Genomic DNA, 25,623 nt, shown 5'->3' with positions numbered 1-25,623 from the left:
CTGCTTGTTAATCAGTCCCGACATGCCTATTTTCTCCCAATATGAGATGAAAAATTGAGCTCCCCCGATTGCAGTCTTGCGATTTGTGCTAATAAATTGTACCTTTGCCATAACAAGTCCTCTATAATTTTTTGTAATATCTATACGAACATAAAGATACAAAAAAATCTGGACATAAGCCCTGTATTCTCCTTGAATACAGGGCTTTAATTATCAATAGCGCCACCTACTAATAATCAGGGGCTAACGCATACTTTGCGGAATCTAGGACCCTATATCAGTGAAATTTATTCCTAGGAATAAATTTATTTATCTGTACAAATAAAAATAATTATTCCTAGGAATAAATTTCGCTGATATAGGGTATCGCAAACGGGTTATAGCGCTAATGGTTCTCCCTATAACCAGTACGACAATAATAGAGTACATTAGTGCGGTTTTCGTTAGCCACGGTTGAGGGCGCAGCCCGAGGTCGTGGATAGGGGAGCCCCCCAGTCTCCTAAAGGGGGAGCCCATAGGCAAGGTGGAGGGAGGGGGCTCATCTTATCCACGCCCTCCTTCAGCCCCCAAACCCCCTAAAGGGGGCTTTGGCTCCATTCCTCAGTTCAAGCGTGGCTAACGAAAACTGCACTAATGTTTCGCCCTATAAACAGTTCTAAATAGAGGGACATTAGCACCGTGGAGAGGGAGCTACGATAAGCCCTATTTCTTCCCACTCCTTCGCCCGCCGAGGGCTAGTGCATATAGGTTGTGGGATTACTTCTTATGAACCTCCACAACCTCGCCGAGGTGGATGGCAAATGTCCAATTGGTTTCCGGACCATCAGCTTTATAGAGCATGTCTTGCACGGCATTTGCTCCTTTCTTGAATGCCTCTTGCCATTGCTCATCGGTGAAGCTATCGTCTTCCATGTCGGTGCGCCATACTCCGCCCTTGTGGTATCTTTCAGGAATAAAGCCGAACCCCTTTATTCTCACCGTGGCTGTATCTCTATCCTTCCTGTAGCCCACACCCAGAGACAGATACTCATAATAGCGGGGGACATAGCTAAATATGCCCTCATTGTAAGCCTCTGGGTAGATTCCCGATTCCTCGGGGAGGTTTTGGTTCGTGATAATATACCCATCGCTCGATTCCCTTAGATCTAGGTACTTACTTATCGTTGTTGGCTTAATCTCGCGGTACTCCACCGTTTTCTCCCCAGATATAATCTTATCGAACCATGCTTGTGTAATGGTCAGATACAGACTATTATCCTTTGTGCTCTCCTTGCCCGTAGGAATCACCTCAAAATAGTTCGGGCTCTCCACCAATTGCTTCGTTGCTTGTAGCTCTTCTGCATCGTGGTGCTCAAAAGGTTGCCCATCCCATTCTACGAACTTAAAGTGGGCACTCATTTCCTCCTGTAACTGCTCCACGTTTTGTTTCACCTTCTTGTAGGGTGACTGGTTGTTCTCAGCTGCCATACTCTTATGCTCATTTTGGTTAATACTATAGTCCCTTATCTCAGGAACCTCTAGAGTCTTCTCCTCTTCCTCCTCATAGCCCACAGGCTTCCACCCCATAGCGCAGTCATACAGTCTATCCTGATAATGCTCCAGATAGCCGTGTAGTTCTTCTGGGTAGTTATCACTATTCGTACGCCTAAATCGCCTTATCAGGCGGCCAAATTCTGCTCTCTTCTTTTCGTCAGGAAAGAAACCACCCTCCGTGTGGATCATATTCTGAAACTTACTATCCGTCTCCACATACTTCAAGAAGTCCTGCTCCAGTTGGTGACCAGCATCGATAAGCTCTCGATCCATCTCCTCTTCTAGATTGAGTCTTTTCACGAACTCCTCCACAGAGTCTACCTTTGCCGCCCCACCGTTGGCGGGCTTTTTATTGGCATCTGGTGCCTTAGGCAAAGCGGTCTCCCCCTTATCCTCTGGATATACTGTGGCAGTTATCTCCAGCGAAGTGGCAGGCAAAAAGCCCGCATCATCGAGCTGAACCCCAATCTCGCTCTTACTACTAGGGTTGCGGGTGATGGTATTGTATATCCGCTTGTAGTGCTCCCAGAATCCCATAAAGTAAGGCTCCCTCAGCTCTTGGTCTATCTCAATGATACCATTGAAGTTGAAGATCGTAATCAGGTACTCCTGTACGCTCTTCTTCAGTTGCTTGGCACGGTCTACGAAGCCCTTATCATCGGCCCCCTCTGTTGTTTCCTTGCCTGCCGCCATGCGCTTCTGGGCTTCCATCATCTCCCGCCTTATCCACTCCTCTATCTTGAGTAGCACCTCATTGAGTGCCGTAGTCCGCTCCGTTGGCTCCAGTTTGTGCAGTTCCACAAACCGCCTGAAGTAAAGGCAGTAGAGCTCCTCGCCCATCAGTTCCTCCCTTATCTTATGGAGCTTATCCAGCGCTTGCAGAGGCTCCAAGATGGTAAAGGTAAGGTCGCTATACTTTGCCAGGGCTTCTTTCAGGTGGTGGATATTCACATTCTTGTGCGAGATATCTATCACATGGCAGTCTACCTTATGCTTATTCTTCGTCGTGCGGTTCACACGGCAAATGGTCTGAATCGCATTGATGCCCGATATCTCCTTATCCAAGAATAAGGTATGTAGTAGCTTCTCATCAAACCCTGTCTGTAGCTTGTCCACCACAATGATGAGCCCATTCTTACCCTTCTGGAAAGCTTCGATCACCTCGGCTTCACTCTTCCCCTCATTGTAGGTAGAGGCAGATGGCATATCTTGGCGGTCGCTATAGACGATATACACCTTGGCGTCATTGAACCTCGGCATTGTCCCTCTTCTGGCGATCTCCTTGCGTATCTCCGTCACGTACTTGATCGCCGACTCTATAGAGCTTGTGGCGAGCATCGCTTTGCCATAACCCCTGATACTAGGGTATACCGTGGTGTAGAGGCGCTCCACAATCTTTTGCGCTATATTTCTGATCCTAGCGTCGTTATTGTAGATCTGTTTCTTGCGTAGAGCGTACTGCTCCTCCTCATTGCTCATCCCTGCGGGCACGGTGTACTCCATAGCCACCACCCACTTGTAGATATGTGCAGCGGGGTTGAGCACATACCCCTCCTCTATCGCCTCTTTCATGGTATAGGAGTCGAAGGGTACCCATATTGGTCGGGTATCTTCTGTCTTCAGGAATTCCCCAAACCTAGCCAGCACTGTATCGCTTGGCGTAGCCGTGAGACCAATGATCACATTCTTCTTCCTGCTCTTTCCTGCCTCGCCCTCTATATAGGGGCGCTCTAGAGCATCTTGGAGCGATTCAAAGCTCGAGCGCATCTCATCATGTAGTTTGCCACTATTGGTGCGGTGGATCTCATCGATGATAAAAGCCACCCTCATCTGCTTAGTCCCCAAGCCACGCTCCGCTATTACTTGCTCAAAGTCATTGAACTTCTGGATATTTACCACTGCCACCCGCACATTATCATCGTTCATAGCGTTGATAAGCTCGCGCCTATTGGTGACGTCGGTAAAGTTCACCCTACTGAGGTTCATATTGTGCATCATCTCATTGAGCTGATTGCGTAGCTGTATGCGGTCTACCACTATGAGTATCTTATCGAATACCAGTGTCCCCTCTTCCCTCATATCGCTCATCATAGAGGCGAGCCAGCCGATGATGTTGCTCTTGCCGAACCCAGCGGCATACTGTAGGAGTAGCGAATACACATACTTATTATTGAGTATCTTATTCCGCTCCTCTAGGATCTGCTCTATCCGTTCTGGGCTCAGCTTCTGCGCTTCCAGCTGCTTACGCAGTTGCTCTATATAGTAGTTGGGCTCTCCCTCGTGCTTAAGGAATTCCCGAAGCCTGGTGAGCACCTTATCCACGCCAAACTTCTGCTTGGGGCGAGGACTAATTAGGGTACCCGTATTGCCCGAACGCAAAAGTGTACCGCTCTTCTCCTTATTATTATAGGTGTACTCTAGGAAGTTGTAATACCTTATCTCCTTCTCCACTTCTTCTCGGGCATAGAAGCGCGCAAAGGTCTCCTTAAATACTGCCACAGGGTCGAGTGTCCCCTCTGCCCCTTTAGGGTACTCCTTGATCTCTGCTGCCACTTGGTCTACAGCATCTGTACGGTATATCTCATTATTGACAAACTGGGTTTTGAGCCCTTTGGTAAGAGTAGAGAGGGTACGCACCACATAGAGCGAACTGAGGTCGCAAGTGGTGACATGGATGGCTTTCTCAAATACATGGAGCATCCTACGCCGTAAAGTCTCCGTTACATCATTGGTATACGCTAGTCGGGCATACTGCTCCACCATCTCCACATAGTCGTTGGCTATCTTGCGTCGCCCCTCTTTCTCTGCGGTCTGACCATCGATGGTACTCTTCAGTTCGCAGTAGCCGAAGTACACGCCATTGACAAAGAAAGCGAGGTCGGGACGGAAGCTAAAGACCTGCTTCCCCTCGTGCTCGAAACGATAAGCTAGCTCGGGAACTACGGAAAAGATATTCTTATCGAAGTCGCGCACCTGACCGCCAATACTACTTCCCGAAGCGAAGAAGAGGAAAAAGGGCTCGCCCTGAAAGGTAAAGCTATTGAGCTTCTGTTTGAAGAACGTAGCTACATTCTGACTACTTAGAATATCCTCATACAGCTGAGCCTCGATAGCCTCGGTCATCTCCTCATCGCTGGAGAAGTGCTTACGTACCTTCTTCCAAGAGGCTGGTGAACTCTCTTTGAGGAAACACTGAAGGTCTGAAGTGAGGAATAGGCGTGGCGATACCATGCCATGCACCTCCTGCTTGTAGCCCAAGCCATTGACCCCATCACAAATATACTCCAGTACAATATCCTTCTGTAGTGCTAATTCGCTCATATTCCGCTCCTTTCTCTCTGCTTAGTTGGTTATCCTGCGTTGCCCCGTTACCACTTCCTCTATCAAACTCTTCTTTAGTGATCCTAGTAGCTCTATCTTGCGGTCAATCGCCTCTACTAGTCTATCCAACCGCTTACACCGCTCATCCAAATACGCCACTATCTCCTGCTGCTCCTCTAGTGGAGGTAGTGGAAGGGATTGGCTTAAATAAGTATTAAGGCTTAGGTTTTGTATTCCTGTGGTTTGCTTAATATGCAATCTTACAATATCCATAGTATGTAATATTGTAAGCAAGTGCATGAGATACATCGGTATTACTTCATTTCTTTTTGTTCGTAAGACCTGAATAAAATTAGCACATAGACAAGGGCTATACTCTTTTGCTCTATCCCAAAGTACCACACGCGCAACTGGAACTAATTCTCCTCCACCAGACTTTTCAAGAAGTATATCTCCGTTGTGAATTTGCTTTGAATCAATACTATTAATAGGATATGATCTATATGTAGGAGTATCCTTGAAGACTACTTTTCCAGTCCTATTATCAAAATCTGCAATTCTTACACAAACATAAGAGTTATTTTCTATTGGTTCATCTCCCCAGTCTCCAGAAAATACGGAAGATAGAATATCTTTTATACGACGTACCTCCCAGTGCTCGGGTATAGTATCGAGCCAAGGGAGATTGGCTTCCTTCATAGTGTAATTGTGGTGGGGGAGACCATGAGTGACGACTTCGGAGATAAGGGAGCGCTTCAGCTGAGCATAGCATTCTCTTTGCTTGGTCAGTAGCTCTACAATACGATCAATCCGCACTGTCTCCCTATCCAAATACTCAGCTATCGCCTGCTGCTCCTCTAGTGGAGGTAAATAGATAGGCATAGACATAAAGGAAATCATGGGAATAACTTTCCTTAGTCCTCGATATAATGGTTTCAAAGACTTCTCATTATCTAAGGCAATAAAGTAATAATAAACATAGAGAGTGTTTGCATTACTAACAGAAAAGACATCGTAGGCTCCAGTCAACATTCCTGTCTGCTGTACATACCCAACCGTTCTTGGTGTTTCATCAACATCAAAAAGGCAAAATACAAGATTAGTGGGGTTCACTATCTTATAGCTGTCAAACTCTTTTGGAAATTTCCCTTTTCCTGACACTATATCACGTTCAATTACGCCTTGAGTAGATAGAGATAGGAGTGTATAGTCATCACTTCTTTCTCCCACAACCTCCTTAATCTCTGTGAAGATATCCTTAATGCGTTTCACCTCCCAGTGCTCGGGTATAGTTCGGAGCCAAGGGAGTTCACTTTCTTTGTATGCTTTGTAGCGCTCCATCATAGCCCGAGTTCGTTGTAGAGTTGTGTTAGCTCTGTATCTATTGCCTTGATTTCGGAGAGTAGGCTTGCTACCGAGGGCAGTTCGGTGGGCTGGTAGAAGACTTTATTGAAGTTGATTTCCACACCTACTTTATTGTCTCCGAGGGTGTAGGGGCGCCCGTGTAGGTGCTCCTCTAGGAAGCGGGTGATGCCCTGTTTATTCTCCTCTTCATCGGGAAGGTAGGGGATAATCTCGTAGTCCTTCACCTTCTTTCCCCCCTTGAGGGGTTTGCCGTTGTCGTCGAGTGGTGCTAGGTTGACCGCCTGATAATTGTAGTAGAAGTGGTACTTGCTGAAGATCTTGGCGTTTTCCGTCTCTTCATAGTGCGCCAATAGCTCCACAATCTTTGCCCTTTGTGCCGCATCTACCTCTACCCTCTTCTTGCCCTTACTCTTGCGTAGGAGCGTATAGTCTGCCGAAGCATCGATAAGCATCACCTTGTCTTTGCGCTCGGGTGCCTTCGCTTTATTGAGCACCCAGAGGTAGGTGGTGATACCGGTATTGAAGAATTCATCGCCTGGTAGCTGTATGAGTGCCTCCACCCAGTCTTGGTCGAGGAAATGCTTGCGGATATTGCTCTCACCACTGCCTGCACCGCCACTAAAGAGGGTGGAACCATTGTGTACCACTACGGCAATGCCATTGGGGTTCATCTGGTTGGTGATATGCTGGGTAAAGAGGAGCTGACCATCGCTCACGCTGGGCTTGAAAGGGTACCATCCATTCGCCAGACTATTGATCTCCTTTTGGTAGCCCTTCCAATTGACACCATAGGGAGGGTTGGCTACTACCACGTCGAACACTTTATCATGATAAGGGTTCTTCACGAGTGTATTGGCATGCTGTATCTCCGACTCCTCGCGAAAACGGCTCTCGATAGAGGCGAGCGCATAGAGGGCATCGTTCCAGTCCACGCCCTTTGTGACCACGGTCTTGTGTGTAACATTGCGTGAGATAGCATCTGCCACACCAAAGAGGAGGTTGCCGCCACCACAAGTGGGGTCGTAGAGCGAGGTAAAGCCCATGGGCTTATTTTCTATCTTGCTGCATACGATCTCGCCAATCAGCTGTATGATATCATCGGGGGTGTATTGTTCTCCTGCCGTGGTGGCAGAGATATCTGCCCACTTCCGCTTTATGTGCTCCTCTAGGGTGGTGATCTCGGAGTTGTTGTAGGCGCTGAGGTCTACTCTGGACCAAAGAGCTACGGTAGGGTAGAGGATGCCTTTCTTGAGTAGCTGGGCGCTGATGCCAGAGATGTCGAGGAACTTCTCATCGCTACTCCCTCGATTGTAGCCGAGTAGCTTTTGTATCTCGGGATCGAAGCCCGCTAGGTACTGCTCCCAGTCGCGTAGGAAGGTGGCTTCGCTCTTCACTAGGTCGCTCACCGTTACGCCACTCTTCACGATGATAGGGTTGTAGCCTATGCTACTTTGCTTAAACTCCCACTCGATATCTTGCTCGTCGGTAATCTCTTCCTTCAGTAGCATGTTTTTGTAGCGAAGCATGCGGCTCTCCAGCATCATAAGTGCTAGGTACGGCATCATAAAGGCAGGGAAGTCGCTCTGCTTAATTCCTGCCCCAATCAATAGGTCGGCACAGCTCCAAACGAGCGGCTCATAGGTCATTATATTGGGTCTATCCATCTCTCAAACTATTCTAAACGCCCTCCAGCCCAAAATTACCTAAAATTGGGCAAAGGCGAGTGCTTTGGTAGGTATTATTATTGTGAGGGCTAATAAGAAAGGAGGATGTGCTGATGGTTACTGGCCATCGGCACACCCTCCTAGGGATATATTACGTGTGGGCTAGTGGATTAGCCGTTAACCTTGTGCATAGTAGCGATGAGGTCGAGTACACGGTTAGAGTAACCGATCTCATTGTCGTACCAAGATACGAGCTTTACGAAAGTATCTGTAAGAGCAATACCTGCCTCCTTATCGAAGATAGAAGAGTGGGTGTCGCCAAGGAAGTCGCTAGAAACTACTGCGTCCTCAGTGTAAGCAAGGATACCCTTGAGGTTAGTCTCAGATGCCTTCTTGATTACAGCGCAGATCTCATCGTAGCTAGCTGGCTTCTCTAGGTTTACAGTAAGGTCTACTACTGAAACATCGAGGGTAGGTACGCGGAATGACATACCAGTGAGCTTGCCATTGAGTGATGGGATTACCTTACCTACAGCCTTTGCAGCACCGGTAGAAGAAGGGATAATGTTACCAGCAGCAGCACGACCACCTCTCCAGTCCTTTAGTGATGGACCGTCTACAGTCTTCTGGGTAGCAGTGGTAGCGTGTACGGTAGTCATAAGACCGTCCTTGATACCAAAGTTATCATTGATGATCTTAGCTAGTGGTGCAAGGCAGTTGGTAGTACAGCTAGCGTTACTTACAATCTGTGTGCCCTTCTGGTACTCGTTCTCATTAACACCGACTACAAACATAGGCGTTGCATCCTTAGAAGGAGCAGACATAACTACGTACTTAGCACCAGCCTCGATGTGTGCCTGTGACTTCTCAGCGGTGAGGAATAGACCGGTAGACTCTACTACGTACTCTGCGCCAATCTCGTTCCACTTTAGCTCCTTAGGATCACGCTCCTGGGTGCAACGGATAGTATTGCCATTTACGGTGATAGTGCTCTTCTCTAGGTCGTAAGATACCTCGCCGTCGAACCTGCCGTGCATGGTATCATACTGTAGCATGTATGCCAAGTAGTCTACAGGAAGAAGGTCGTTGATACCTACTACTACGATGTCGTCTCTCTTTACTGATGCACGGAATACGAAACGTCCGATGCGGCCGAAGCCATTAATACCAATCTTGATCATGTCAGTATTGTTGTAAAAAAATATTAGTGTATTATTATTGTTACCGTCTAAAAGTACCTTCCCGAGGGAAAGCTAACCCTCCATCTTTCGTCTGCAAAGATAATGAATTTATTTCGTTTATTAAAGGAAAAAGGAGGTTCAGTGAATTAAGTGCATCTCTATGCGCCTTACTTCTTTTTTCTCCCGAAGCCAAATAGCCTTTTGAGACCGGCTTGGGCTAATGAGCGAGTGCCTTTTAGGCTGTACGACATGAGCTTCATGCTGCCTAGGGTGTATAGGGTAGGGAGTATCGTAGCCTTAAGCCCTTCGAGAGAGAATGGGTTGGCATTGGTAGTCGTCTGCCGGTTGCCGTAGTTGCTAGGCGCTCCTATGGTTCTGCCGAAAAGACCTTTCTTTGGTTCTGGGGTATCCTTTTTGTTGCCAGTGAGGTAATTGATTACCTTGGCAATGACTGGGCTTTGGGGAGCTACATTATCTGCTACATCCTTGCCTATGAGTCTGATACCATCGGTGCGGAGGTAGTCCATGTTGGTTTTGACTTGCTCCAGATGCCAATCGGCACGTGCTTGGAGCTTCTGTTCTCTTGCCGCTAGTCTTAGTTGGGTCGTCTCTCTCTTATTCATAGGCTTTCCTCCTCTCTATTAGTTGGTGCAATATCCTCCGGTCTCTGGCGTAGTTCCGATGGGTCTGCAAGCTGCTTATCGGCTATTGCGCTAAGCTCTTTGGCATTGAGGCTACGCTCTTGCTGCTCCTGCTGGTCTATCACCTTATTGATCATGCCTAGCTCTATGCTGCTGAGGAAACTGCTCTTTACGGCGAGTAGGATAAGGATGATAAGTAGGAAGAGTCCGAGGAGGCAGAGTGCACCAAAGGTGAGTGCCCTTACGGTGATGAACGGATCTGTGTCGCTCTCTATGAAAAGGAGGGCGATGGCAAAGATAGCTGTGATGAGTGCAATAGAGCCAGCAAAGATACCGAGCACAGCTAGTATGGATGTATAAATGGTCTTGGCGACTATGAGCGAACCCTTTTCGGCTGCTTTGAGCTTTAGGATATCGCCTTTGACTTGAAGGTAATCCGTGAGGTCTTGTTTGATCTCGTCGAAAACCTCTTTAATATTGGTCAATGGCATAACTATATCTTGTGTTTTGTCTCTGAGTGGATAAAAAAGGTGGGCGACTCTGCAACTCCGTATTGCTACAGAGCTCCTCGAGCCACCCACCTTGAACATTAGTTGTGTGTGACATCGGGTGCTATAAGACCTCGGTCACAATCATTGGCTAGTTAGTTGCGTGCTAGCTTCTCAGCCTCCTCGCGTGCAGCATCCTTAAGGTCTGCAAGCTCCTCCTCTGTGAGGTCTACAAGCTCCTCTACGCTATTCTTGGCTTTCTTGCCAAGTCCTTTAGCCGAACTGAGCATGTCATCGTAGAGCGTACCAGCTTCGTCTTTGACATCAGCCATGTACCTAGAGAGGTCACGCTTAGCCTTACGAGCGCGAATCTTGCCATCGTAGTAGGCATCCTTGACATTGCTCTTCATCTTCCCACCGTAGTCTGAAACGTCGTCGATAAACTGATTGCGCTTCTGGCTATCTGAAAAATAGGCGAGTGCTGCACCAATTGCTGCACCGATTGCTATGCCTACAAGTACTTTTACTCCATCATTACTTCTCATAATCTTTTCTGCTTTTGTCTGTATTATACACTAGTCATAACCCCTCCCACACCACAAATGTACACTAATTAGGTGAGACTAGTGGAGAAATAGTTTGGAAAAAAGGTTAAACTTCTCTTGCCTGTCGGCACCTCTCGCCTGATAATGGTCTTGGATAGTGAAGGGGGATTCATCTGTCTCGAGGAAGTAATCGTGTAGGGGTGGAGTGGGGGCTAATGGGTGGAGACTAAGGAAGATGCCTGCGTCTGCAAGCTGCTGAGCAAGCTGCGGTTTGCCCCTAAAGCCGTGAACGCACCAAGGGGTGGTGGCTGCTCTGTGCTTACGCAATAGGTGATGCCAGCCCCCAACGATATGAAAAACGATAGGGAGATGGCGTGCTTGGGAGAGCACTATGTGGAAGTCCACGAGTAGGTCTTGCTGCTTGAGCGATAGTGGGGCACGATGATCCCATCCACATTCGCCAAGGGCGATGATGGGGGTAGGGCTACTCTCTATGCGGTCTTGCCACTCTTGGAGTAGCGCTTGGGGCTCGGCTTGATACCTCTGTAGTACATCGGACGCTCCTGGTAGCATAGGGTGTACGCCTAGGGTAGCATAGTCGGCACGGGGGTGTAGGGGTTCCAGTAGGTGTAGGGACTGTACGACAAGTACCGTACTATCGTCTGTATATTTTTCACAGCCCGAGGCATGGGTATGAAAGTCTAGGTACTTCATCAGGGTACAGGGTCATAGCCACTGCCGCCCCATGGGTTGCAGCGAAGGATACGCCAAATAGCTAGGAGTAGCCCCTTGATAGGGCCGTGCTTCTTGAGTGACTCCACAGCGTAGGTACTGCAGGTAGGCGTGAAACGGCAAGAGGGGGGGAGCATGGGCGAGATATACTTCTGGTAGAGGTATATCGGCTGTAGTAGGAGCCACACGATTAGCCCTTTAATCCACTTGAGCACCTTCATCGTACAGTTTGGATAACTTGGTGAGGGCTTCGGTTACACCTCGTGTTACCGACTTGTGCCCTTTCACGCCCTCGCCGACATAGATGTATCCGATGAGTAGGGTGTGCTCGGCAGGTAGATGGTCTAGCAACTCCTCTTTATGGAGACGAAAAGCCTCACGGGTTAGTCGCTTGATTCGATTACGATCGACCGCTCTTTTAAGTCGCCTCTTGGGTACAGAGACCATCATCTTGAGGTGCTCTTCTTGGCGGGTTAGCTGGTGGTAGATGACTCGGAAGGGGTAACAAACGAAGCTACCTCTCGAAGCGAATAGCTGCTGCAATTCGCTCCGGAGGTAGATTCTTTCCTCTTTACCGAGTGTATGCCTAAGCATAGCTCTAGACGTGTTTCTTGAGCCTCGACTTCACCAAGTGGTCGAGCGCAGCATTGATACTGGTAAAGTCCTTATTTGGTACCGCCATAACGACCTTGATGTTGGCCTCCTCAAGTGACCTGAGAGTGCCTTCACCCAGACAGCCTACTAGCTGGTCGCCTTGGGTGTAGTCGGGGATGCTCGCAAATAGAGACTGTACGCCATTGGGGCTAAAGAAGATGAGCAAGTCGTAGCTATCTATCTCTTCTTTGGTCACAGGCGTGTACACAATCCTACTCATCACTGCGGAGGTGAAGTTGATGCTCTGCTCATCGAGGTCGGATAGGTGTTGTTCGCTAACGCCCTCTATCGTGGGAATGAAGTAGCGCTCCTTATTATATTTGTGGATAAGGGCAGCTAGATCAGGAATATTGCCACTCTTCTCAGGGAAGAATACCTTGCGCTTCCTCACGGTGATGTGCTTCTGGAGGTAGGTGGCGATGACCTCTGAGCTACAGAAGTACTTGTAGTCTTCAGGAAGTTCCACTCTAAGCTCCTTTACCAATTGGAAGAAGTGGTCTGCTATAGTGCGCGAGTTGAGGACTACTCCCGTGTGTCCGAGAATGTCTACCTTCTGATCGCGAAACTCGCGAGCACTTACAGGGACTATGCTAAAGAGTTGTTTGAAGTCAATCTCGACTCCCGTTTCTTCAGCCAACTGAAAATAGGGAGACTTCGAATTAGCTGGCTTGGGTTGAGATACCAATATCCGCTTAATTGTTTTAGACATCTTAAATATATCTACTAAATATCAGTTACACTAGGAGAAATAGCAGTGGAGCTATTTCGCAGGTGCAAAGATACAAAATAATATGCAAAGGGTATTTGCGTAGCTTCGGAAAAGTAGTCAGACTAATGACGAGTAGGGTAACTCTAAAGAGTAAATAGATGATGGCAAATAGCACAAAAAAGAGCGACTCGAACTCTGAAAGGTTGATGGAGATAATTAATGGGAGGATTAGGGCAAAGCCGAGGACGCTCCAGATAGTAAAGTACTTCCCAAACCATTGAGTGATATATTCTTTGGTACCGAAGGTATACCACGAGATGCCGTAGAGGAGTGTATTGAACGTGAAGTAGCTTAAGCCCAAGAGTAGACCCTCGCCTGCCGCTCGCCAATAGGCGTCACTAGTGCCGAGCGTATTGGCATAGATCAGTCCTATAACGACGATGGACTGAAGCACGGCATAGACACTGAATACACCTCTTGTGGCTGATACTTGTTTGTGGATATATCGCTTCCGAAGCCCCCAGAATATAGCGCCAATGAGGAGCATTACTAAGAGGAGGGCTACCAAGGTGTCCTGGTAGCCCGGTGCTTGGGGAAGGGTTTCGGGGGCATAGCGCTGCTCAAAGAGCGGCCAGTTATTCATACTCTGTTGCCGAGGTTACTTACGCCACACTTCAGATAGGTCGGCAGGAAGCATGGCTAGGGCATTCTCCTCTGCGGCACGCATCTCAGCTTCTTGCTCCTCCGTCTGATCATCAAATTGGCACATGTGGAGCACGCCATGGATAATCACTCTCAGAAGCTCGCGCTCGAAAGGTTCGCCTAGCTCCTTAGCATTATCCTCGACCATCTCTAGGCTAATCACGATGTCGGCAAAGAGGAGGTTATCTCTCGTCTGGTCGAAGGTGATAATATCCGTGTAGTAGTCGTGCAGAAGGTACTGCTTATTGATCTCCAGAATACGCTCGTTATTACAGAATTGATAGGTTATATCGCCTACCTCGTAGCCATACACAGCAGCTACATCCTTTATCCAAGCGTTTACTGCTCTCCTCCTAAACTGAGGAATCGTCACACCATCTGAGTAGTAATTAATAGCCATATATCTCTTCTCTTTTAGGAATATATTCCGAATAATCTTCTCCAAAGGCAGCAAGCTCACGTACGAGAGAGCTGCTTACGTAGCTGTATTTGCTCTCCGAGAAGAGGCAAAAGGTCTCCACTCCGAAGCGCTCTTTATTGACCTCAGCCATAGCTCGTTCGCTCTCTAGGTCTGCTACGTTGCGTAGCCCTCGTATGAGTATGGCATCATGTTGGCTGGCATACTGGGCAATAATCCCTTGGTGCGACACCACCACGATACGAGGGTTGTCGGCATAAAGCCCTCTGATATCCTCCAACCTATCATCTACAGTGTGGAAGGAGTGCTTCTGTATATTATGCCCCAACACGATATGAAGTTCGTCCACCACCTCTAGTGCCCGCCGAACAATATTGGCGTGCCCAATCGTGAAGGGGTCGAAGCTCCCCGCATATACACCTATTCGTCGCTCTTTCATACTTCCTCTGGCTCTAGGTTCTGTACAATGAATTCCTGACGGTCGGGGGTATTACTACCCATGTAGAACTTTAGGAGTTCCTGTACGTTGTCCTCCTTCTTCATGGTTACAGGGTCGAGGCGGATATTATCACCGATAAACTCCTTGAACTCCTCGGGTCGGATCTCTCCAAGACCTTTGAAGCGTGTGACCGTACAGCCCTTCCCGAGCTTCTTCATGGCGCTGTCTCGCTCTGCTTCGTCGTAACAGTAGATGGTAGTGGCATCCTTCTTATCGCGTACTCTGAATAGAGGGGTCTGGAGGATGAATACATGGTTTTGTCTTACGAGGTCGGGGAAGAACCTCAGGAAGAATGTAATAATAAGAAGCCTAATGTGCATGCCATCGACATCGGCATCGGTAGCCACAATTACCTTGTGGTACCTGAGGTTGTCCATACCGTCCTCAATATTGAGCGCTGCTTGAAGGAGGTTGAACTCCTCATTTTCGTAGACCACTTCCTTCTTTAGCCCATAGCAATTGAGGGGTTTTCCTCGGAGCGAAAAGACCGCTTGGTAGTCTGCGTTGCGGCTTTGGGTAATACTTCCACTCGCCGATAGACCCTCGGTAATAAATATCTGGGTCTGCTCCGCAAGCTCGGCCTTGGGGTCATTGTAGTGCTGTGAACAATCGCGCAGCTTCTTATTGTGTATCGATGCCTTCTTTGCCCGCTCCTTTGCCGCTTTGGATACTCCCGCAAGCGCTTTCCGCTCCCGTTCATTCTCCTGCACCTTTTTCAGTAGTGCCTCGGCTGTCTCTGCGTGGATATGCAGATAGTCGTCTAGGTTGCTCTTGAGGAAATCACCAACAAACTTTTGGATGGTGGTACCACCTTCCTCTATCTCCTTCGACCCTAGCTTGGTCTTGGTTTGGCTCTCGAAGAGCGGCTCTTGTATCCTTATACTGATGGCAGCAGTGATACCAGAGCGGATATCATTGTAGTCGAAGTTCTTCTGAAAGAAGTCTCGAACCACCCTTCCTATTGCCTCTTTGTAGGCGGAGAGGTGGGTACCGCCATGGATGGTATTCTGACCATTGACAAAGGAGTAATACTCCTCACCGTACTGAGTAGAGTGGGTAATCGCCACCTCTATATCCTTGCCGGTAAAGTGTATGATAGGGTAGAGGGGCTCACTTGTCATGTTCTCCTCCAAGAGATCCATCAAGCCATTTTTGGAGACATAGCTCTTGCCATTTAGGGTCAGCTTCAGTCCTGGCTGTAGGTAGGCATACATGCGGAGCATTTCCTGTATGTACTCCATCTGATAGCGGTAGTTGCGGAAGAGGAGCTCATCGGGCAGGAAGTCTACCTTCGTGCCATCTTTCTCCTCGGTATCGAATAGCTCGGCATCCTCCACCAGCTTGCCTCGCTCAAAGACGACTCTCTTGCCCTTTCCCTCCCTGTAGGAGGTCACCTCCATGCGTACGCTCAGTGCATTTACAGCCTTGAGTCCTACGCCATTGAGCCCTACTACCTTTTTGAATACCTCGCTATCGTACTTGGCGCCAGTATTCATCGTGCCCACTGCTTTTACTAGCGAGCCTTGTGGAATACCCCTACCGAAGTCGCGCACCACCACGTGGCGCATCTCCTCTTCGTCTATTGTGATCTGTATCTGGCGACCGAAGCCCATCGTGTACTCGTCGATAGAGTTGTCGACTACCTCTTTGAGGAGGACGTAGATACCGTCGTCCTTCGAGGTGCCATCGCCCAGCTTGCCTATGTACATACCCGGTCTGAGCCTGATATGCTCCATAGGGTCGAGGGTGACCACCTTTTCATCTTTATAGACGGTTTGGGTCGCCTCCTCCTCTGGGTTCCTTACTAGTTCGTCGTCACTATTTATCGCCATATACTCCTTATCCTATAGCACGAGGTGTGGATAGTGCCCACACCTCTATCTATTATTGTTTTACAATTCCTTTACGTAAGCCCTACGCCTCTTGTGGTGTACCTTCTTGAAGTAGTTCCACTGGAGCATCACGCTGAGGTTGGTCTCCAGCTCGGGGTTGCTTTCAGCATACTTCACTTGGTACTTGTTCATAACCTTGATGAGGTCCTCAAATATCAGAGCATTGACCCCTTTATTCTGATACTCAGGCTTCACCCCAATGAGTAACAGCTCCACCACTTCGGTGCGCTTGGCTTTGAGCGCTTTGAGGAGGTGTACAAAGCCTGTAGGGAAGAGCTTGCCACCTGTCTTTTGTAGCGCTTTGGCAATACTTGGCAGGGTGATACCGAAACCAACGACCTCGCCCTGCTCTGTTACCACTAGGTTGATAAAGTCGAGATTGATCAGCGGTAGGTATTGCTTGATTGCCATATCTATCTGCTCGGAATTGAGCGGAGAGAATCCATAGAGCTTGGCATAGGCTTCGTTGTACAATTGGAAGATAGCCTTGCCGTACTGCTGTACGAGGACATCTCTATCGTCAAACTTGAGTAGCCTAAGGCCATACCTATCCTGGACAATTTGACTCATGCGCGCATGCTTTTCGGGTACCAGTTTGGGAATGTATATCTTGTACTCCATCCAATCGGTATCCTTGGTATAGCCTCTGCGCTCTACTTGGCGTGGGTAGTAGGGATAGTTGTAAATGGTTGTCATTGTCCCCATCTGGTCAAAACCCTCTATCAACATCCCCTCCTTGTCGAGGTCGGTAAAGCCCATAGGTCCGTGTATTTCTGTGCATCCCCGCATACGTGCCCACTCCTCTGCGGCATCGAAGAGCATATCTACCACTTGGTTATCATCGATAAACTCTACCCAGCCAAAGCGAGCTCTATTCTCGTTCCACGCCTTATTGGCTCTGTGGTTAATAATCGCTGCAATACGCCCAACTACCTCTAGCCCTCTGTAGACCATGAATAGCTCCGCCTCGCAAAACTCAAATGCGGGATTGCCTTCTTTGGAGAGCGCACTTATTTCGTCGTTGGTGAGGTCAGGGACGAAGTAGGGATTATCTTTGTAAAGATCTAGTTTGAATTGTATAAACTCCTTCAGCTGGTCTTTCGTAGTTACACGTACCAGCTTAAGTCCTTGGTCTGAGTCGTCACTATCGAAGTAACGAGCTACTCTCCTCACCTTCTTTTTGATATCCCAAATCATGAGTCTAATATCTTCGTCTTAGTTCATACCTCCTTTACCAAAGGCATCACCCGCAAATATACACATATTTTGTGGAGTGCGTGTGTGCCGGTCGCTCATCTCGCTGTGGAGAAAGGCTATCAGTGCAGGTAATAGGCAGCAAGATTATATCTGGTGCACCCCCGCTATGAGCGGCTATTCAATAGGTAGAGGGTAAGCGAAGCGATGCCTTGTGTACAATGTATGGCCCTACACCCCCTGCGACCTCGCGGGCGTCGGACTTGTGTAGCCCATATAACGCTTAAAGCCCCCTTTAGGGGGTTGGGGGCTTATTGAATAGTCAACTACTTAGTGCGCATAGTCAAGTAAATTAGGACGTGGTAGTCAACGCATCAGTAAACCCTTTGAGCATAAGGGGAAGTAGATAGTTGGTTCGCCTCGAAAAAAGGTCAACTTAATCTAGGAAAAAACGATGCTAGTAGTGGAGATAAATCTTTCAGCCCTACTCGTTGACCGCTCTCACTATACCCCATGACCATTTAATATATACTAATCACCCCATTTAATATATACTAATTGGGTGAATTAATATATATCAAATGGAGTGGTTAGTATATATTAAATGGTCATGCCCTGTATAGAGGAAGGTCAACCGCTTTTGCTATTGCGATCAAGCGGAACGCATTCAGAAATCATATAGTGTTATGGGAAATAATTTGTGGCTTTATCTCAAGAGATTGCTATTATAGCATATCTGTATTGGATAAAATAGGTTGCAATGACGAGTAGAGTTGTAATTTATGGTAGTTTGTTTTGCAAACTACTAAATTGTTTGTATCTTGCCATCGAAAAGGGGTAGGGAACTATTCCGAATTAGGCATTAGAGTAATAACAATAAGGAACAATAGCGTATGCAGGAATCATTGGAAAAAATCAAATCGCAGATGCGTAAAGGGATTATGGAGTATGCCATTCTCCTAGTGCTACGTCATCGTGAGGCGTACAGCGTGGATCTGATAGAGATTCTCAAGCAAAATGATCTGATTGTGGTGGAGGGTACGATATATCCGCTGCTTACCCGACTGAGAAAGGAGGGGCTGATTAAGTATACTTGGGTGGAGAGCACGCAAGGACCTCCTCGTAAGTATTATGTGATTACAGATACGGGTAGGAGCTATCTAGACGAATTGCGAAAGCTATGGGTAGCGATGCGTGACTCTGTGGATCTGCTGGATAGCGATACTCCTGAGTGGGGAGTGGGGAGTTCTAGGACTGGTCTAGAGGTGGCTGAGGGGGAATACATTATCTCCAACCAAGATGATGAGCGAATGATTGTGGATGTTAATGATGAATCAGAAGAGTAACACAGGATTATGAAAAAGACGATAAGCGTGAATCTTGCTAACCGCAACTTCTACATAGAGGAGGATGCGTTCAATGTACTGGATCAGTACATCAAGGGTATTCGTGAATACTATAAGGCGGACGACCCAGAGGGAGAGATAGCGGGCGATTTTGAGATGCGTATGGGAGAGCTTTTCTCGGAGAAAATGCGCCTTGGCCATGAGGTAATTACGCTAGAGATTACTACCGAGGTAATTAAGCAGATGGGGCGAATAGAGGATCTTGATGATCCTGAGGTGAGCAGCGAGGAGCCTGAGTCTGACCAGACAAGTACGGAACGGAGCAACTGGTCTCAGGTTACGGAGAGTTTTTCTGAGAAGTTGGAGAAGAAGCTCTATCGCGACCCGAAGAATAAGTGGCTGGGCGGAGTGATAGCTGGTTTGGCAGTTAATTTCAATACCGAGGTGGCTTTGCTTCGACTCATAGCTGTATTGCTTCTCTTTACTCCACTTACTTGGTTGGTGGTGATTCTATATGTAGCCGGCTGGATTTTCCTACCTGCAGCGGAGACTGCATCGGACAGGCTGAAGATGGAAGGTAAGCCTTTGAATAGTGAAAACCTATGGCATACTATTTCTAAGGAGACGCCTGAAATCAATAAAGGTGAGAAGGTAGAAGAGGAGAGCACAAAGCCAAAGAAAAGCAACGCTATTTGGTGGGTTGTGACCGTGCTATTAATACTCGGTATCATTGGGATGATCGCTTGGGCTATTTCCTCTCTTATTGGTGGGTTTGTAGCGGATCCTGACTATTGGATGGATGGAGACTTTTTGAATCAGGATGGCTGGAGTCTCTTTCTCCTACTAGTGATTGCATTGGTTGTGGTGCTATTCGTCATCTTATTTGGGGTAGGGATTATTGCCCTGATATATATTGTGCCTATAGGATTGATATTGAGGAGCAACTCTCTGAATGCTGTGGCTAAGGCGTTGCTGATTGTGCTTTGGCTCTTCCTTACAGGAGGATGGTTTATCTTGGCCAATATAATGTAGCATAGACTATTGAATATCTTGCCACTTGTGCGAGAGGTGAGCTATAGTAGAGTGATATTGTAAGTTTTCGATTAGTGAGAAGAGGCTACGCAAGACCGGGAATAGGTCTTACGTAGCCTCTTGCTATGATAGGACTATAGGTCTGAGCCCTGATATCAATTGTTCTTCAGGTAGCGATCCATCCAATCGAACCATGTGCGATAGAATAGGACGCCATTCTGTGGGCGGAGAATCCAGTGGTTCTCGTCTGGATAGAATAGGATGCGTGCGGGGATGCCACGGAGCTTAGCAGCATCGAAGGCCATGAAACCTTGGCTCGCTAGGATACGGTAGTCCTTATCTCCGTGAATAACGAGGATAGGGGTGTCCCACTTATCTACGAACTTGTGAGGAGAGTTAGCGTAGATGTGGCGAGTGGTAGCATTGTCTTCCCAGTAGGCACCTCCCATATCCCAATTGACGAAGAACTTCTCTTCGGTCTCGAGGTACTGTGATTCGAAGTTGAAGATACCCGCGTGCGCTGCAAGCGCCTTGAAGCGACCTTCGTGGTGCCCAGCCATCCAGTAGGTAGTATAGCCACCGTAGCTAGCGCCAGTACATCCGAGACGATTCTCATCTACATAAGGCTCCTTTGCTACCTCGTCGATAGCGGCGAGGAGATCCTTCATATTCTGTCCACCCCAGTCTCCGGAGATTTGCTCGTTCCACTCCTTACCGAATCCAGGTACGCCACGGCGGTTAGGTGCTACAATGATGTAACCACCTGATGCGAAGGTGCGGAGATTCCAGCGGTAGCTCCAGAATTGGCTTACAGTGTTCTGTGGTCCACCCTGGCAGTATAGGATAGCGGGGTACTTCTTATTGGCATCGAAGTTAGGAGGGAGTACGACCCAAGTGAGCATCTTCTTGCCATCTGTAGTCGTAATCCAGCGCTTCTGAATCTCGATATTTGGGATATCCTTGAGGAGCGCATCGTTTTCAGTGGTCAGCTTAGTAATGGTTGGCTGTCCTTTCTTGCCCTTAGGTGCCACAAATGAGTAGATATCATTAGGCGTCTTCATAGAGTGAAGGACGAAGAGGAAGTTCTTACCCGAGCCAGTGAAGCCAGCGACATCGGCCATGTCGTAGTTGGTAATCTTGGTAGCGGTCTTACTCTTTAGGTTGATCTCAAAGAGGTTACCTAGTCCTTGGTCGTTGGTAAGGAAACGGATGTTCTTACTATCATCTAGCCACTCGTACTGGTCGAACCAGAGTTCGTAACGCTCGCTTAGGAAAGTCTTCTGTCCCGTAGCAAGGTCTAGGATAAATAGGCGCTTGAGGTCTGCCTCATAGCCATCACGCTCCATGCTTGTCCATGCTAGGTATTTGCCATCGGGAGAGAACTTAGGGGTATCATCGTAGCCCATCATCCCTTCGGATAGGTTGGTGGTGGTGCCAGTAGTGAGGTCGAGCAAGTAGATATCTGTATTGGTAGAGCGTGCGTAGTCGATACCCTTGAGCTTCTTGCAGCTGTAGGCGATTGCCTTGGAGTCGTTGCGCCAAGCAAGCTGGTCGATACCACCGAATGGCTCTATAGGTAGCTCGAAGGTTTCACCCTCGGGTAGGATGTTGGTCACCTCCTTAGAGATGGTGAGGTCTTCAGCGACATTAGCATAATAGCTCTGAGGGTATTCGAGAGTCCAGTGATCCCAGTGTTTGTACATGAGGTCGTCATAGATGCGACCGCTAATCTTATCTAAGTCGGGGTTTTCTTGCTGAGCTATCTGTGGCGTAGTGACCATGCGGGTGATGATGATCTTGGAACGGTCGGGCGAGAATAGGAACTCCGAGATATCGAAGTCGAAGTCTGAGAGCACCCTCTTGTTGCTACCATCAACGCCGATGAGCGCAATCTGGGTGTGCTCGCCTTCAGAGGAGATGTATGCAATAGTGTTATTGTCTAGGAATGTAGGGGCATAACCCTTCACCTCGAGCGCTTTGCCCTTGCCTGCCTCCCCAAATGGCGCGAGGACAATCTCCGTTCGGCTGTTGTTCTCAGCGAGATTAGGAAGGCTACGGGTGTAGACGTAGTTTTTGCCATCAGGCGAAAGGGTAGGTGTATTGATGCGCCAAAGCTTCATCATTACCTCGGGTGTAAAGGTGTTGGCAGGGGTTTCAGCTTGTGCCCCAGCCATTCCAAAAGTAGTCATACTACTGAATAGCAGTGCCGATGATACGGCTGTTATAAAAGTTTTCTTCATCGTAAAAAATGATAATAGATACAAATATCTCGTTTCAAGGTGCTAAATTACAAAATAAAAGTCTAACTTTGTGGGAAATGTGGTACGAACCCCATTTTTATTGAGTCGTAGAACAATTAATAATACATATAGTAATAGAACGGTATGAAGAAAGTAGTTTACGTAGCAATGGCTCTACTATTAGCAGGTGCGTTTACCTCTTGTAAGCCTAAGCAGATCGCCTATAAGGCAGTAATGGAACGCGCTCAGCAGCGTGAGATTGCTAATGCAGCAAATGAGACTCCTAAGGACGACATCACGCCTGTAACGGTAGACGACGCTGATGTTCGCCCAGAGAGGGTGACTGCAGCCCAAGGTGAGAATGCCAATAACCTAAAGCGCTTTAGCGTAGTTATCGGTAGTTTCCAAAACGAGACCAATGCCCGCTCTCTGAGAAATCGTATGTCTGACCAAGGCTATAACGCTATCCTCGCTCAGAACGAGCAGGGTATGTATCGCGTGATCGTGACTAGCTTCGACGATAAGAATGAAGCTGTTCGTAGCCGTGAGTCTATCAAGAGTATGTTCGCACCACAGTTCCAAGACGCTTGGATCCTTGAGCGCACTTATTGATAAGTAAAAGAGCATGATCATTCTATGTAGAGACGTAAGAGATTACGTCTCTACTAGTTTTGAAAGCTATGGGTCGGAAGGAAATACGAAAAGAAAGTTTGCAAAAGGCAATAGAGCTATACCAGTCGGGCGAGATAGCTAATATCCCGGTGGGTACTGTGGAGGGGCTATGCGCTATCCATAGAGCTCTATTTGGTGGGCTTTACTCTTTCGCAGGGGAGATAAGGAAGATGAATATCTCGAAGGAGAGGTGCCGCTTTGCTAACGCTATATACCTAGATGCCATACTCCCAATCATAGAGGCAATGCCCGAGGATACAATGGCGAATGTGGTGGCTAAGTACGTGGAGATGAACTATGCGAGCCCTTTTATGGAGGGCAACGGAAGGGCGATGAGGATTTGGCTAAACCAGATTCTCCGGCGGTCGATAGGACAGGTTGTGGACTGGAGTAAGATAGACAAGACTGGCTATGATCTTGCAATAGAGCGTAGCGGAGCTAATGACACTGAACTTAGGGTATTGCTAGAGTCTGCACTTACTGATGATGTCGATAATCTAGAGCTTGCACTGAGGGGGATAGAGCAATCTTTTAGTTACTAAAGGGTATGGCACGTAAGAGGAGAAAGGGGACACCACAAAAGCATTGGCGCTTCGACCAGAAGCAGGTAGAGAATATGGAGAAAGCGTATTACTCGATTGCGGAGGTGGCAAAGATGTTCGATGTGGAGGAAACTCAGTTGCGCTACTGGGAGAAACATACTTCTCTTAATCCTCAAAGAGCGAGTGGTTCGGGTGCTAGATTATATGATAAGGATGACCTAGAGACGGTCGGGCAGATAAAATATCTGCTGCAGGAGAAAGGATTGGCATTATCAGCCGTCCAAGCAAAGCTAGATGCGGAGGGCGTACATGCTGAACTAGAGATTCGGGGGAAACTCTTTGAAATACGAGACAAGGTGGAGCAACTGAGGGAGATGGTACAGAAACAACTGGGAAGCAATTAAAGATGGCTGAGTGTAATTATGGTGATGGAATGTATCTCAAGGTGCTAGGTTGTGGCTCGGCTATGCCCAAGCCATTGCACCAGCATAGCGCACAGATGCTACGACTGAGGGACAAACACTTCTTGATAGACTGTGGAGAGGGAACACAGATGCAGCTCCTAAGGTTTGGTTCCTCTTGGGCAAACCTCCATCGTATATTCATCTCACACATGCATGGTGACCACTGTCTCGGACTGCCAGGGCTACTCAGCAGTATGTCCATGAGCGGACTGGATCATCCCGTGCATATATATGGGCCGGCGGGCATAGATGAGTACGTCGCCTTTATCCTCAAGACCTTCTGTAGGGAAGATGCCGATAGAATCTTCGCTCATGTGATAGACCACACTCAGAGGTCGGTAGTCTACGAGGATCACTCTATCTCTGTCACTGCATTCCCTCTGAAGCATCGTGTTGCGACTGTAGGGTACCGCTTCGATGAGAAGCCTAAGCAACGCCACCTCAATAGAGAGATGGCGGACTTCTACGGTGTACCTATGGCCTACTTCGGATTGATAAAGCAGGGGCAAGACTATGAAAAGGAGGATGGCACCATTATCAAGAACGAAATGATTACTATCGCACCCCGTGCACCCTACAGTTATGCCTACTGTAGCGATACTGCCTATCTGAGTAGTGTTGCTGAGGCAGTGAAGGGGGTTGACCTCCTATATCACGAGACGACATTCGGCGCAGAGATGATCAGTAGAGCCAATGAGACCCTACACAGCAGATCTGTAGATGCGGCTCGTGTTGCTACTGAAGCAGAGGTGGGGCACTTGCTGATAGGGCACTATAGTGCTCGATATTTAAGCCGAGCAATGGTACAAGAGCTATTACAGGAAGCGCAGGCCGTATTCCCCCGCACTATAGCTGCGGAAGATGGGTTGACGCTAGATTTTCAGACATTGAGAGAACAAGGACTATGAGGATATCGGTTTGCAGCTCAATGCACCAGAGGAGTTCGGAAGAGAGTTTTCGCACACTTATCGAGGCCATATTAGCGCTCAGCTCCGAGCATCATGTAGAGATTGAACAGCGTTTGTATAGCTTCCTACTGTCATCGGGATATAATCTGGGAGGGACCTCTATGCTAGTGCCTAAGGGCGTGATAGATACAGATGTGCTATTGAGTATTGGGGGTGATGGCACTTTCTTGCGTACCTCCAAACTGATTGCTGGTACCAAGGCAGGTATCGTAGGTATCAACTCAGGTCATCTTGGTTTCCTAGCTAGTTTGCAACCCGAGGACTTCCCCGCTTTTTGGGCTGAGTATGAAGCTGGGCAAGGGACTACAGAGGAGCGCCAGATGGTAGAGTGCTTTGTGGTGAAGGAGGATGGCAGTGAGGTGTCTCGAGGTTGGGCACTCAATGAGGTCGCAGTCTCTAAGCGCGATACCGCAAGTATGATCTCTGTGGCGACCTATGTCAATGGCGAACTCATCTCCAATACCGATGGCGATGGTCTACTCATCTCTACACCTACGGGTTCGACCGCCTATGCTCTGAGTGTCAATGGTCCAGTCATTCAGCCTCAGAGCCCAGTATTGCTCATCAGTTATATCTCCCCACATACGCTGAACATGCGTCCGATAGTGCTGCCTAATAATGTAGAAATCGAGCTCCATATAGAGAGCCGTAGTGGGAGCTTCCTACTTGCTATGGATGGAAAGAGTACGCCAGAATCTGTGGGTACCATTATCCGTATCCGAAGAGCGCAAAAACACGTGAAGGTATTACACCCTAGTAGCTATTCCTTTTACCAGACACTGAGGAAGAAGTTGATGTGGGGGCAAGACCCACGCCTCTGA

General features: G+C 48.0%; 24 protein-coding genes. 7 read left to right on the top strand and 17 right to left on the bottom strand.

All coding sequences use genetic code 11. The features are described from left to right. Positions 1-756 precede the first annotated feature (756 nt). The 16 genes from A3GG_RS11505 to A3GG_RS0100700 form a co-directional block, all read right to left on the bottom strand. Positions 757-4,854, bottom strand: a complete 4,098-nt coding sequence (locus tag A3GG_RS11505; protein WP_018357439.1) for a DEAD/DEAH box helicase family protein — start codon at positions 4,852-4,854, stop codon at positions 757-759. A 21-nt stretch (positions 4,855-4,875) separates the two neighbouring features. Beyond that, positions 4,876-6,198 (bottom strand): restriction endonuclease subunit S, encoded by a 1,323-nt coding sequence (locus A3GG_RS12700; protein ID WP_018357438.1) that lies wholly within the window; start codon positions 6,196-6,198, stop codon positions 4,876-4,878. Further along, positions 6,195-7,883 (bottom strand): HsdM family class I SAM-dependent methyltransferase, encoded by a 1,689-nt coding sequence (locus A3GG_RS0100765; protein WP_018357437.1) that lies wholly within the window; start codon positions 7,881-7,883, stop codon positions 6,195-6,197. The genes A3GG_RS12700 and A3GG_RS0100765 overlap by 4 nt, the downstream gene beginning before the upstream one ends. A gap of 170 nt (positions 7,884-8,053) precedes the next feature. Beyond that, positions 8,054-9,064 carry a type I glyceraldehyde-3-phosphate dehydrogenase gene (gene gap / locus A3GG_RS0100760; protein WP_018357436.1) on the bottom strand — a complete coding sequence of 337 codons (1,011 nt, stop codon included), beginning with the start codon at positions 9,062-9,064 and terminating at the stop codon, positions 8,054-8,056. A 167-nt stretch (positions 9,065-9,231) separates the two neighbouring features. Then, positions 9,232-9,687: a hypothetical protein gene (locus tag A3GG_RS0100755; RefSeq protein WP_018357435.1), complete on the bottom strand. Its 456-nt coding sequence runs from the start codon at positions 9,685-9,687 to the stop codon at positions 9,232-9,234. Beyond that, positions 9,684-10,196, bottom strand: coding sequence for a hypothetical protein (locus tag A3GG_RS0100750; RefSeq protein ID WP_026215506.1), 513 nt, complete (start codon positions 10,194-10,196; stop codon positions 9,684-9,686). Before A3GG_RS0100750 ends, A3GG_RS0100755 begins: the two co-directional genes overlap by 4 nt. A gap of 152 nt (positions 10,197-10,348) precedes the next feature. Continuing rightward, the gene (locus A3GG_RS0100745) at positions 10,349-10,738 is read right to left on the bottom strand and encodes a YtxH domain-containing protein (protein ID WP_018357433.1); all 390 of its coding nucleotides are present in this window, start codon (positions 10,736-10,738) and stop codon (positions 10,349-10,351) included. Positions 10,739-10,816: 78 nt separating this feature from the next. Continuing rightward, positions 10,817-11,452 (bottom strand): TatD family hydrolase, encoded by a 636-nt coding sequence (locus A3GG_RS0100740; protein WP_018357432.1) that lies wholly within the window; start codon positions 11,450-11,452, stop codon positions 10,817-10,819. After that, the gene (gene yidD, locus A3GG_RS0100735; protein WP_018357431.1) at positions 11,452-11,691 is read right to left on the bottom strand and encodes a membrane protein insertion efficiency factor YidD; all 240 of its coding nucleotides are present in this window, start codon (positions 11,689-11,691) and stop codon (positions 11,452-11,454) included. Before yidD ends, A3GG_RS0100740 begins: the two co-directional genes overlap by 1 nt. Beyond that, complete coding sequence (gene rnpA / locus A3GG_RS0100730; protein ID WP_018357430.1) at positions 11,669-12,064, bottom strand: ribonuclease P protein component; 396 nt, start codon at positions 12,062-12,064, stop codon at positions 11,669-11,671. Before rnpA ends, yidD begins: the two co-directional genes overlap by 23 nt. Positions 12,065-12,068: 4 nt before the next feature. Continuing rightward, entirely contained in the window at positions 12,069-12,833 is a 765-nt protein-coding gene (locus tag A3GG_RS0100725) for a uroporphyrinogen-III synthase (RefSeq protein ID WP_018357429.1), read from the bottom strand. A 25-nt stretch (positions 12,834-12,858) separates the two neighbouring features. Beyond that, the gene (locus tag A3GG_RS0100720; RefSeq protein WP_018357428.1) at positions 12,859-13,476 is read right to left on the bottom strand and encodes a DUF4271 domain-containing protein; all 618 of its coding nucleotides are present in this window, start codon (positions 13,474-13,476) and stop codon (positions 12,859-12,861) included. A gap of 15 nt (positions 13,477-13,491) precedes the next feature. Further along, positions 13,492-13,935 carry an rRNA maturation RNase YbeY gene (ybeY, locus tag A3GG_RS0100715; RefSeq protein ID WP_018357427.1) on the bottom strand — a complete coding sequence of 148 codons (444 nt, stop codon included), beginning with the start codon at positions 13,933-13,935 and terminating at the stop codon, positions 13,492-13,494. Beyond that, entirely contained in the window at positions 13,925-14,392 is a 468-nt protein-coding gene (gene coaD, locus A3GG_RS0100710) for a pantetheine-phosphate adenylyltransferase (RefSeq protein ID WP_018357426.1), read from the bottom strand. Before coaD ends, ybeY begins: the two co-directional genes overlap by 11 nt. Next, complete coding sequence (locus A3GG_RS0100705; protein WP_018357425.1) at positions 14,389-16,284, bottom strand: DNA topoisomerase IV subunit B; 1,896 nt, start codon at positions 16,282-16,284, stop codon at positions 14,389-14,391. Before A3GG_RS0100705 ends, coaD begins: the two co-directional genes overlap by 4 nt. A gap of 60 nt (positions 16,285-16,344) precedes the next feature. After that, positions 16,345-17,541 (bottom strand): hypothetical protein, encoded by a 1,197-nt coding sequence (locus tag A3GG_RS0100700; RefSeq protein ID WP_018357424.1) that lies wholly within the window; start codon positions 17,539-17,541, stop codon positions 16,345-16,347. 890 nt (positions 17,542-18,431) lie between these two features. Here A3GG_RS0100700 and A3GG_RS11495 point away from each other — a divergent pair. Together A3GG_RS11495 and A3GG_RS0100690 are read left to right on the top strand one after the other, a co-directional pair. After that, positions 18,432-18,884 (top strand): PadR family transcriptional regulator, encoded by a 453-nt coding sequence (locus A3GG_RS11495; protein ID WP_018357423.1) that lies wholly within the window; start codon positions 18,432-18,434, stop codon positions 18,882-18,884. 9 nt (positions 18,885-18,893) lie between these two features. After that, positions 18,894-19,916 carry a PspC domain-containing protein gene (locus tag A3GG_RS0100690; RefSeq protein WP_018357422.1) on the top strand — a complete coding sequence of 341 codons (1,023 nt, stop codon included), beginning with the start codon at positions 18,894-18,896 and terminating at the stop codon, positions 19,914-19,916. Between the two features lie 155 nt (positions 19,917-20,071). Here the strand turns inward: A3GG_RS0100690 and dpp5 are convergent, their stop codons facing one another. Further along, a complete protein-coding gene (gene dpp5, locus A3GG_RS0100685) occupies positions 20,072-22,156 on the bottom strand; it encodes a dipeptidyl-peptidase Dpp5 (protein ID WP_134848922.1) in 2,085 nt (694 codons plus the stop codon). A 144-nt stretch (positions 22,157-22,300) separates the two neighbouring features. On the opposite strand from dpp5, the gene A3GG_RS0100680 reads away from it, so the two are divergent. From A3GG_RS0100680 to A3GG_RS0100660, 5 genes are all read left to right on the top strand, one after another. Next, positions 22,301-22,768: an SPOR domain-containing protein gene (locus A3GG_RS0100680; protein WP_018357420.1), complete on the top strand. Its 468-nt coding sequence runs from the start codon at positions 22,301-22,303 to the stop codon at positions 22,766-22,768. A gap of 68 nt (positions 22,769-22,836) precedes the next feature. After that, positions 22,837-23,370 carry a protein adenylyltransferase Fic gene (gene fic, locus A3GG_RS0100675; RefSeq protein WP_018357419.1) on the top strand — a complete coding sequence of 178 codons (534 nt, stop codon included), beginning with the start codon at positions 22,837-22,839 and terminating at the stop codon, positions 23,368-23,370. A 5-nt stretch (positions 23,371-23,375) separates the two neighbouring features. Further along, positions 23,376-23,774 (top strand): MerR family transcriptional regulator, encoded by a 399-nt coding sequence (locus A3GG_RS0100670; RefSeq protein WP_018357418.1) that lies wholly within the window; start codon positions 23,376-23,378, stop codon positions 23,772-23,774. Between the two features lie 2 nt (positions 23,775-23,776). Further along, a complete protein-coding gene (locus A3GG_RS0100665; RefSeq protein ID WP_018357417.1) occupies positions 23,777-24,742 on the top strand; it encodes a ribonuclease Z in 966 nt (321 codons plus the stop codon). After that, entirely contained in the window at positions 24,739-25,623 is an 885-nt protein-coding gene (locus A3GG_RS0100660; protein WP_033408015.1) for an NAD(+)/NADH kinase, read from the top strand. Before A3GG_RS0100665 ends, A3GG_RS0100660 begins: the two co-directional genes overlap by 4 nt.

This window comes from Porphyromonas levii DSM 23370 (assembly GCF_000379925.1).
GTDB lineage: Bacteria > Bacteroidota > Bacteroidia > Bacteroidales > Porphyromonadaceae > Porphyromonas_A > Porphyromonas_A levii.
The sequence above is the reverse complement of the archived record's forward strand: the minus strand, read 5'-3'. Positions and strand labels throughout refer to the sequence as shown.

Coding starts and splice junctions, on each gene's coding strand:
- rnpA (WP_018357430.1), bottom strand. CDS start 12,064: ATGCTTAGGCATACACTCGGTAAAGAGGAAAGAATCTACCTCCGGAGC.
- A3GG_RS0100750 (WP_026215506.1), bottom strand. CDS start 10,196: ATGCCATTGACCAATATTAAAGAGGTTTTCGACGAGATCAAACAAGAC.
- A3GG_RS0100765 (WP_018357437.1), bottom strand. CDS start 7,883: ATGGATAGACCCAATATAATGACCTATGAGCCGCTCGTTTGGAGCTGT.
- A3GG_RS0100680 (WP_018357420.1), top strand. CDS start 22,301: ATGAAGAAAGTAGTTTACGTAGCAATGGCTCTACTATTAGCAGGTGCG.
- A3GG_RS0100700 (WP_018357424.1), bottom strand. CDS start 17,541: ATGATTTGGGATATCAAAAAGAAGGTGAGGAGAGTAGCTCGTTACTTC.
- dpp5 (WP_134848922.1), bottom strand. CDS start 22,156: ATGAAGAAAACTTTTATAACAGCCGTATCATCGGCACTGCTATTCAGT.
- yidD (WP_018357431.1), bottom strand. CDS start 11,691: ATGAAGGTGCTCAAGTGGATTAAAGGGCTAATCGTGTGGCTCCTACTA.
- fic (WP_018357419.1), top strand. CDS start 22,837: ATGGGTCGGAAGGAAATACGAAAAGAAAGTTTGCAAAAGGCAATAGAG.
- A3GG_RS0100690 (WP_018357422.1), top strand. CDS start 18,894: ATGAAAAAGACGATAAGCGTGAATCTTGCTAACCGCAACTTCTACATA.
- A3GG_RS0100670 (WP_018357418.1), top strand. CDS start 23,376: ATGGCACGTAAGAGGAGAAAGGGGACACCACAAAAGCATTGGCGCTTC.
- A3GG_RS0100740 (WP_018357432.1), bottom strand. CDS start 11,452: ATGAAGTACCTAGACTTTCATACCCATGCCTCGGGCTGTGAAAAATAT.
- ybeY (WP_018357427.1), bottom strand. CDS start 13,935: ATGGCTATTAATTACTACTCAGATGGTGTGACGATTCCTCAGTTTAGG.
- A3GG_RS0100665 (WP_018357417.1), top strand. CDS start 23,777: ATGGCTGAGTGTAATTATGGTGATGGAATGTATCTCAAGGTGCTAGGT.
- A3GG_RS0100705 (WP_018357425.1), bottom strand. CDS start 16,284: ATGGCGATAAATAGTGACGACGAACTAGTAAGGAACCCAGAGGAGGAG.
- A3GG_RS11495 (WP_018357423.1), top strand. CDS start 18,432: ATGCAGGAATCATTGGAAAAAATCAAATCGCAGATGCGTAAAGGGATT.
- coaD (WP_018357426.1), bottom strand. CDS start 14,392: ATGAAAGAGCGACGAATAGGTGTATATGCGGGGAGCTTCGACCCCTTC.
- A3GG_RS0100720 (WP_018357428.1), bottom strand. CDS start 13,476: ATGAATAACTGGCCGCTCTTTGAGCAGCGCTATGCCCCCGAAACCCTT.
- A3GG_RS0100725 (WP_018357429.1), bottom strand. CDS start 12,833: ATGTCTAAAACAATTAAGCGGATATTGGTATCTCAACCCAAGCCAGCT.
- A3GG_RS12700 (WP_018357438.1), bottom strand. CDS start 6,198: ATGATGGAGCGCTACAAAGCATACAAAGAAAGTGAACTCCCTTGGCTC.
- A3GG_RS0100745 (WP_018357433.1), bottom strand. CDS start 10,738: ATGAGAAGTAATGATGGAGTAAAAGTACTTGTAGGCATAGCAATCGGT.
- A3GG_RS0100660 (WP_033408015.1), top strand. CDS start 24,739: ATGAGGATATCGGTTTGCAGCTCAATGCACCAGAGGAGTTCGGAAGAG.
- gap (WP_018357436.1), bottom strand. CDS start 9,064: ATGATCAAGATTGGTATTAATGGCTTCGGCCGCATCGGACGTTTCGTA.
- A3GG_RS0100755 (WP_018357435.1), bottom strand. CDS start 9,687: ATGAATAAGAGAGAGACGACCCAACTAAGACTAGCGGCAAGAGAACAG.
- A3GG_RS11505 (WP_018357439.1), bottom strand. CDS start 4,854: ATGAGCGAATTAGCACTACAGAAGGATATTGTACTGGAGTATATTTGT.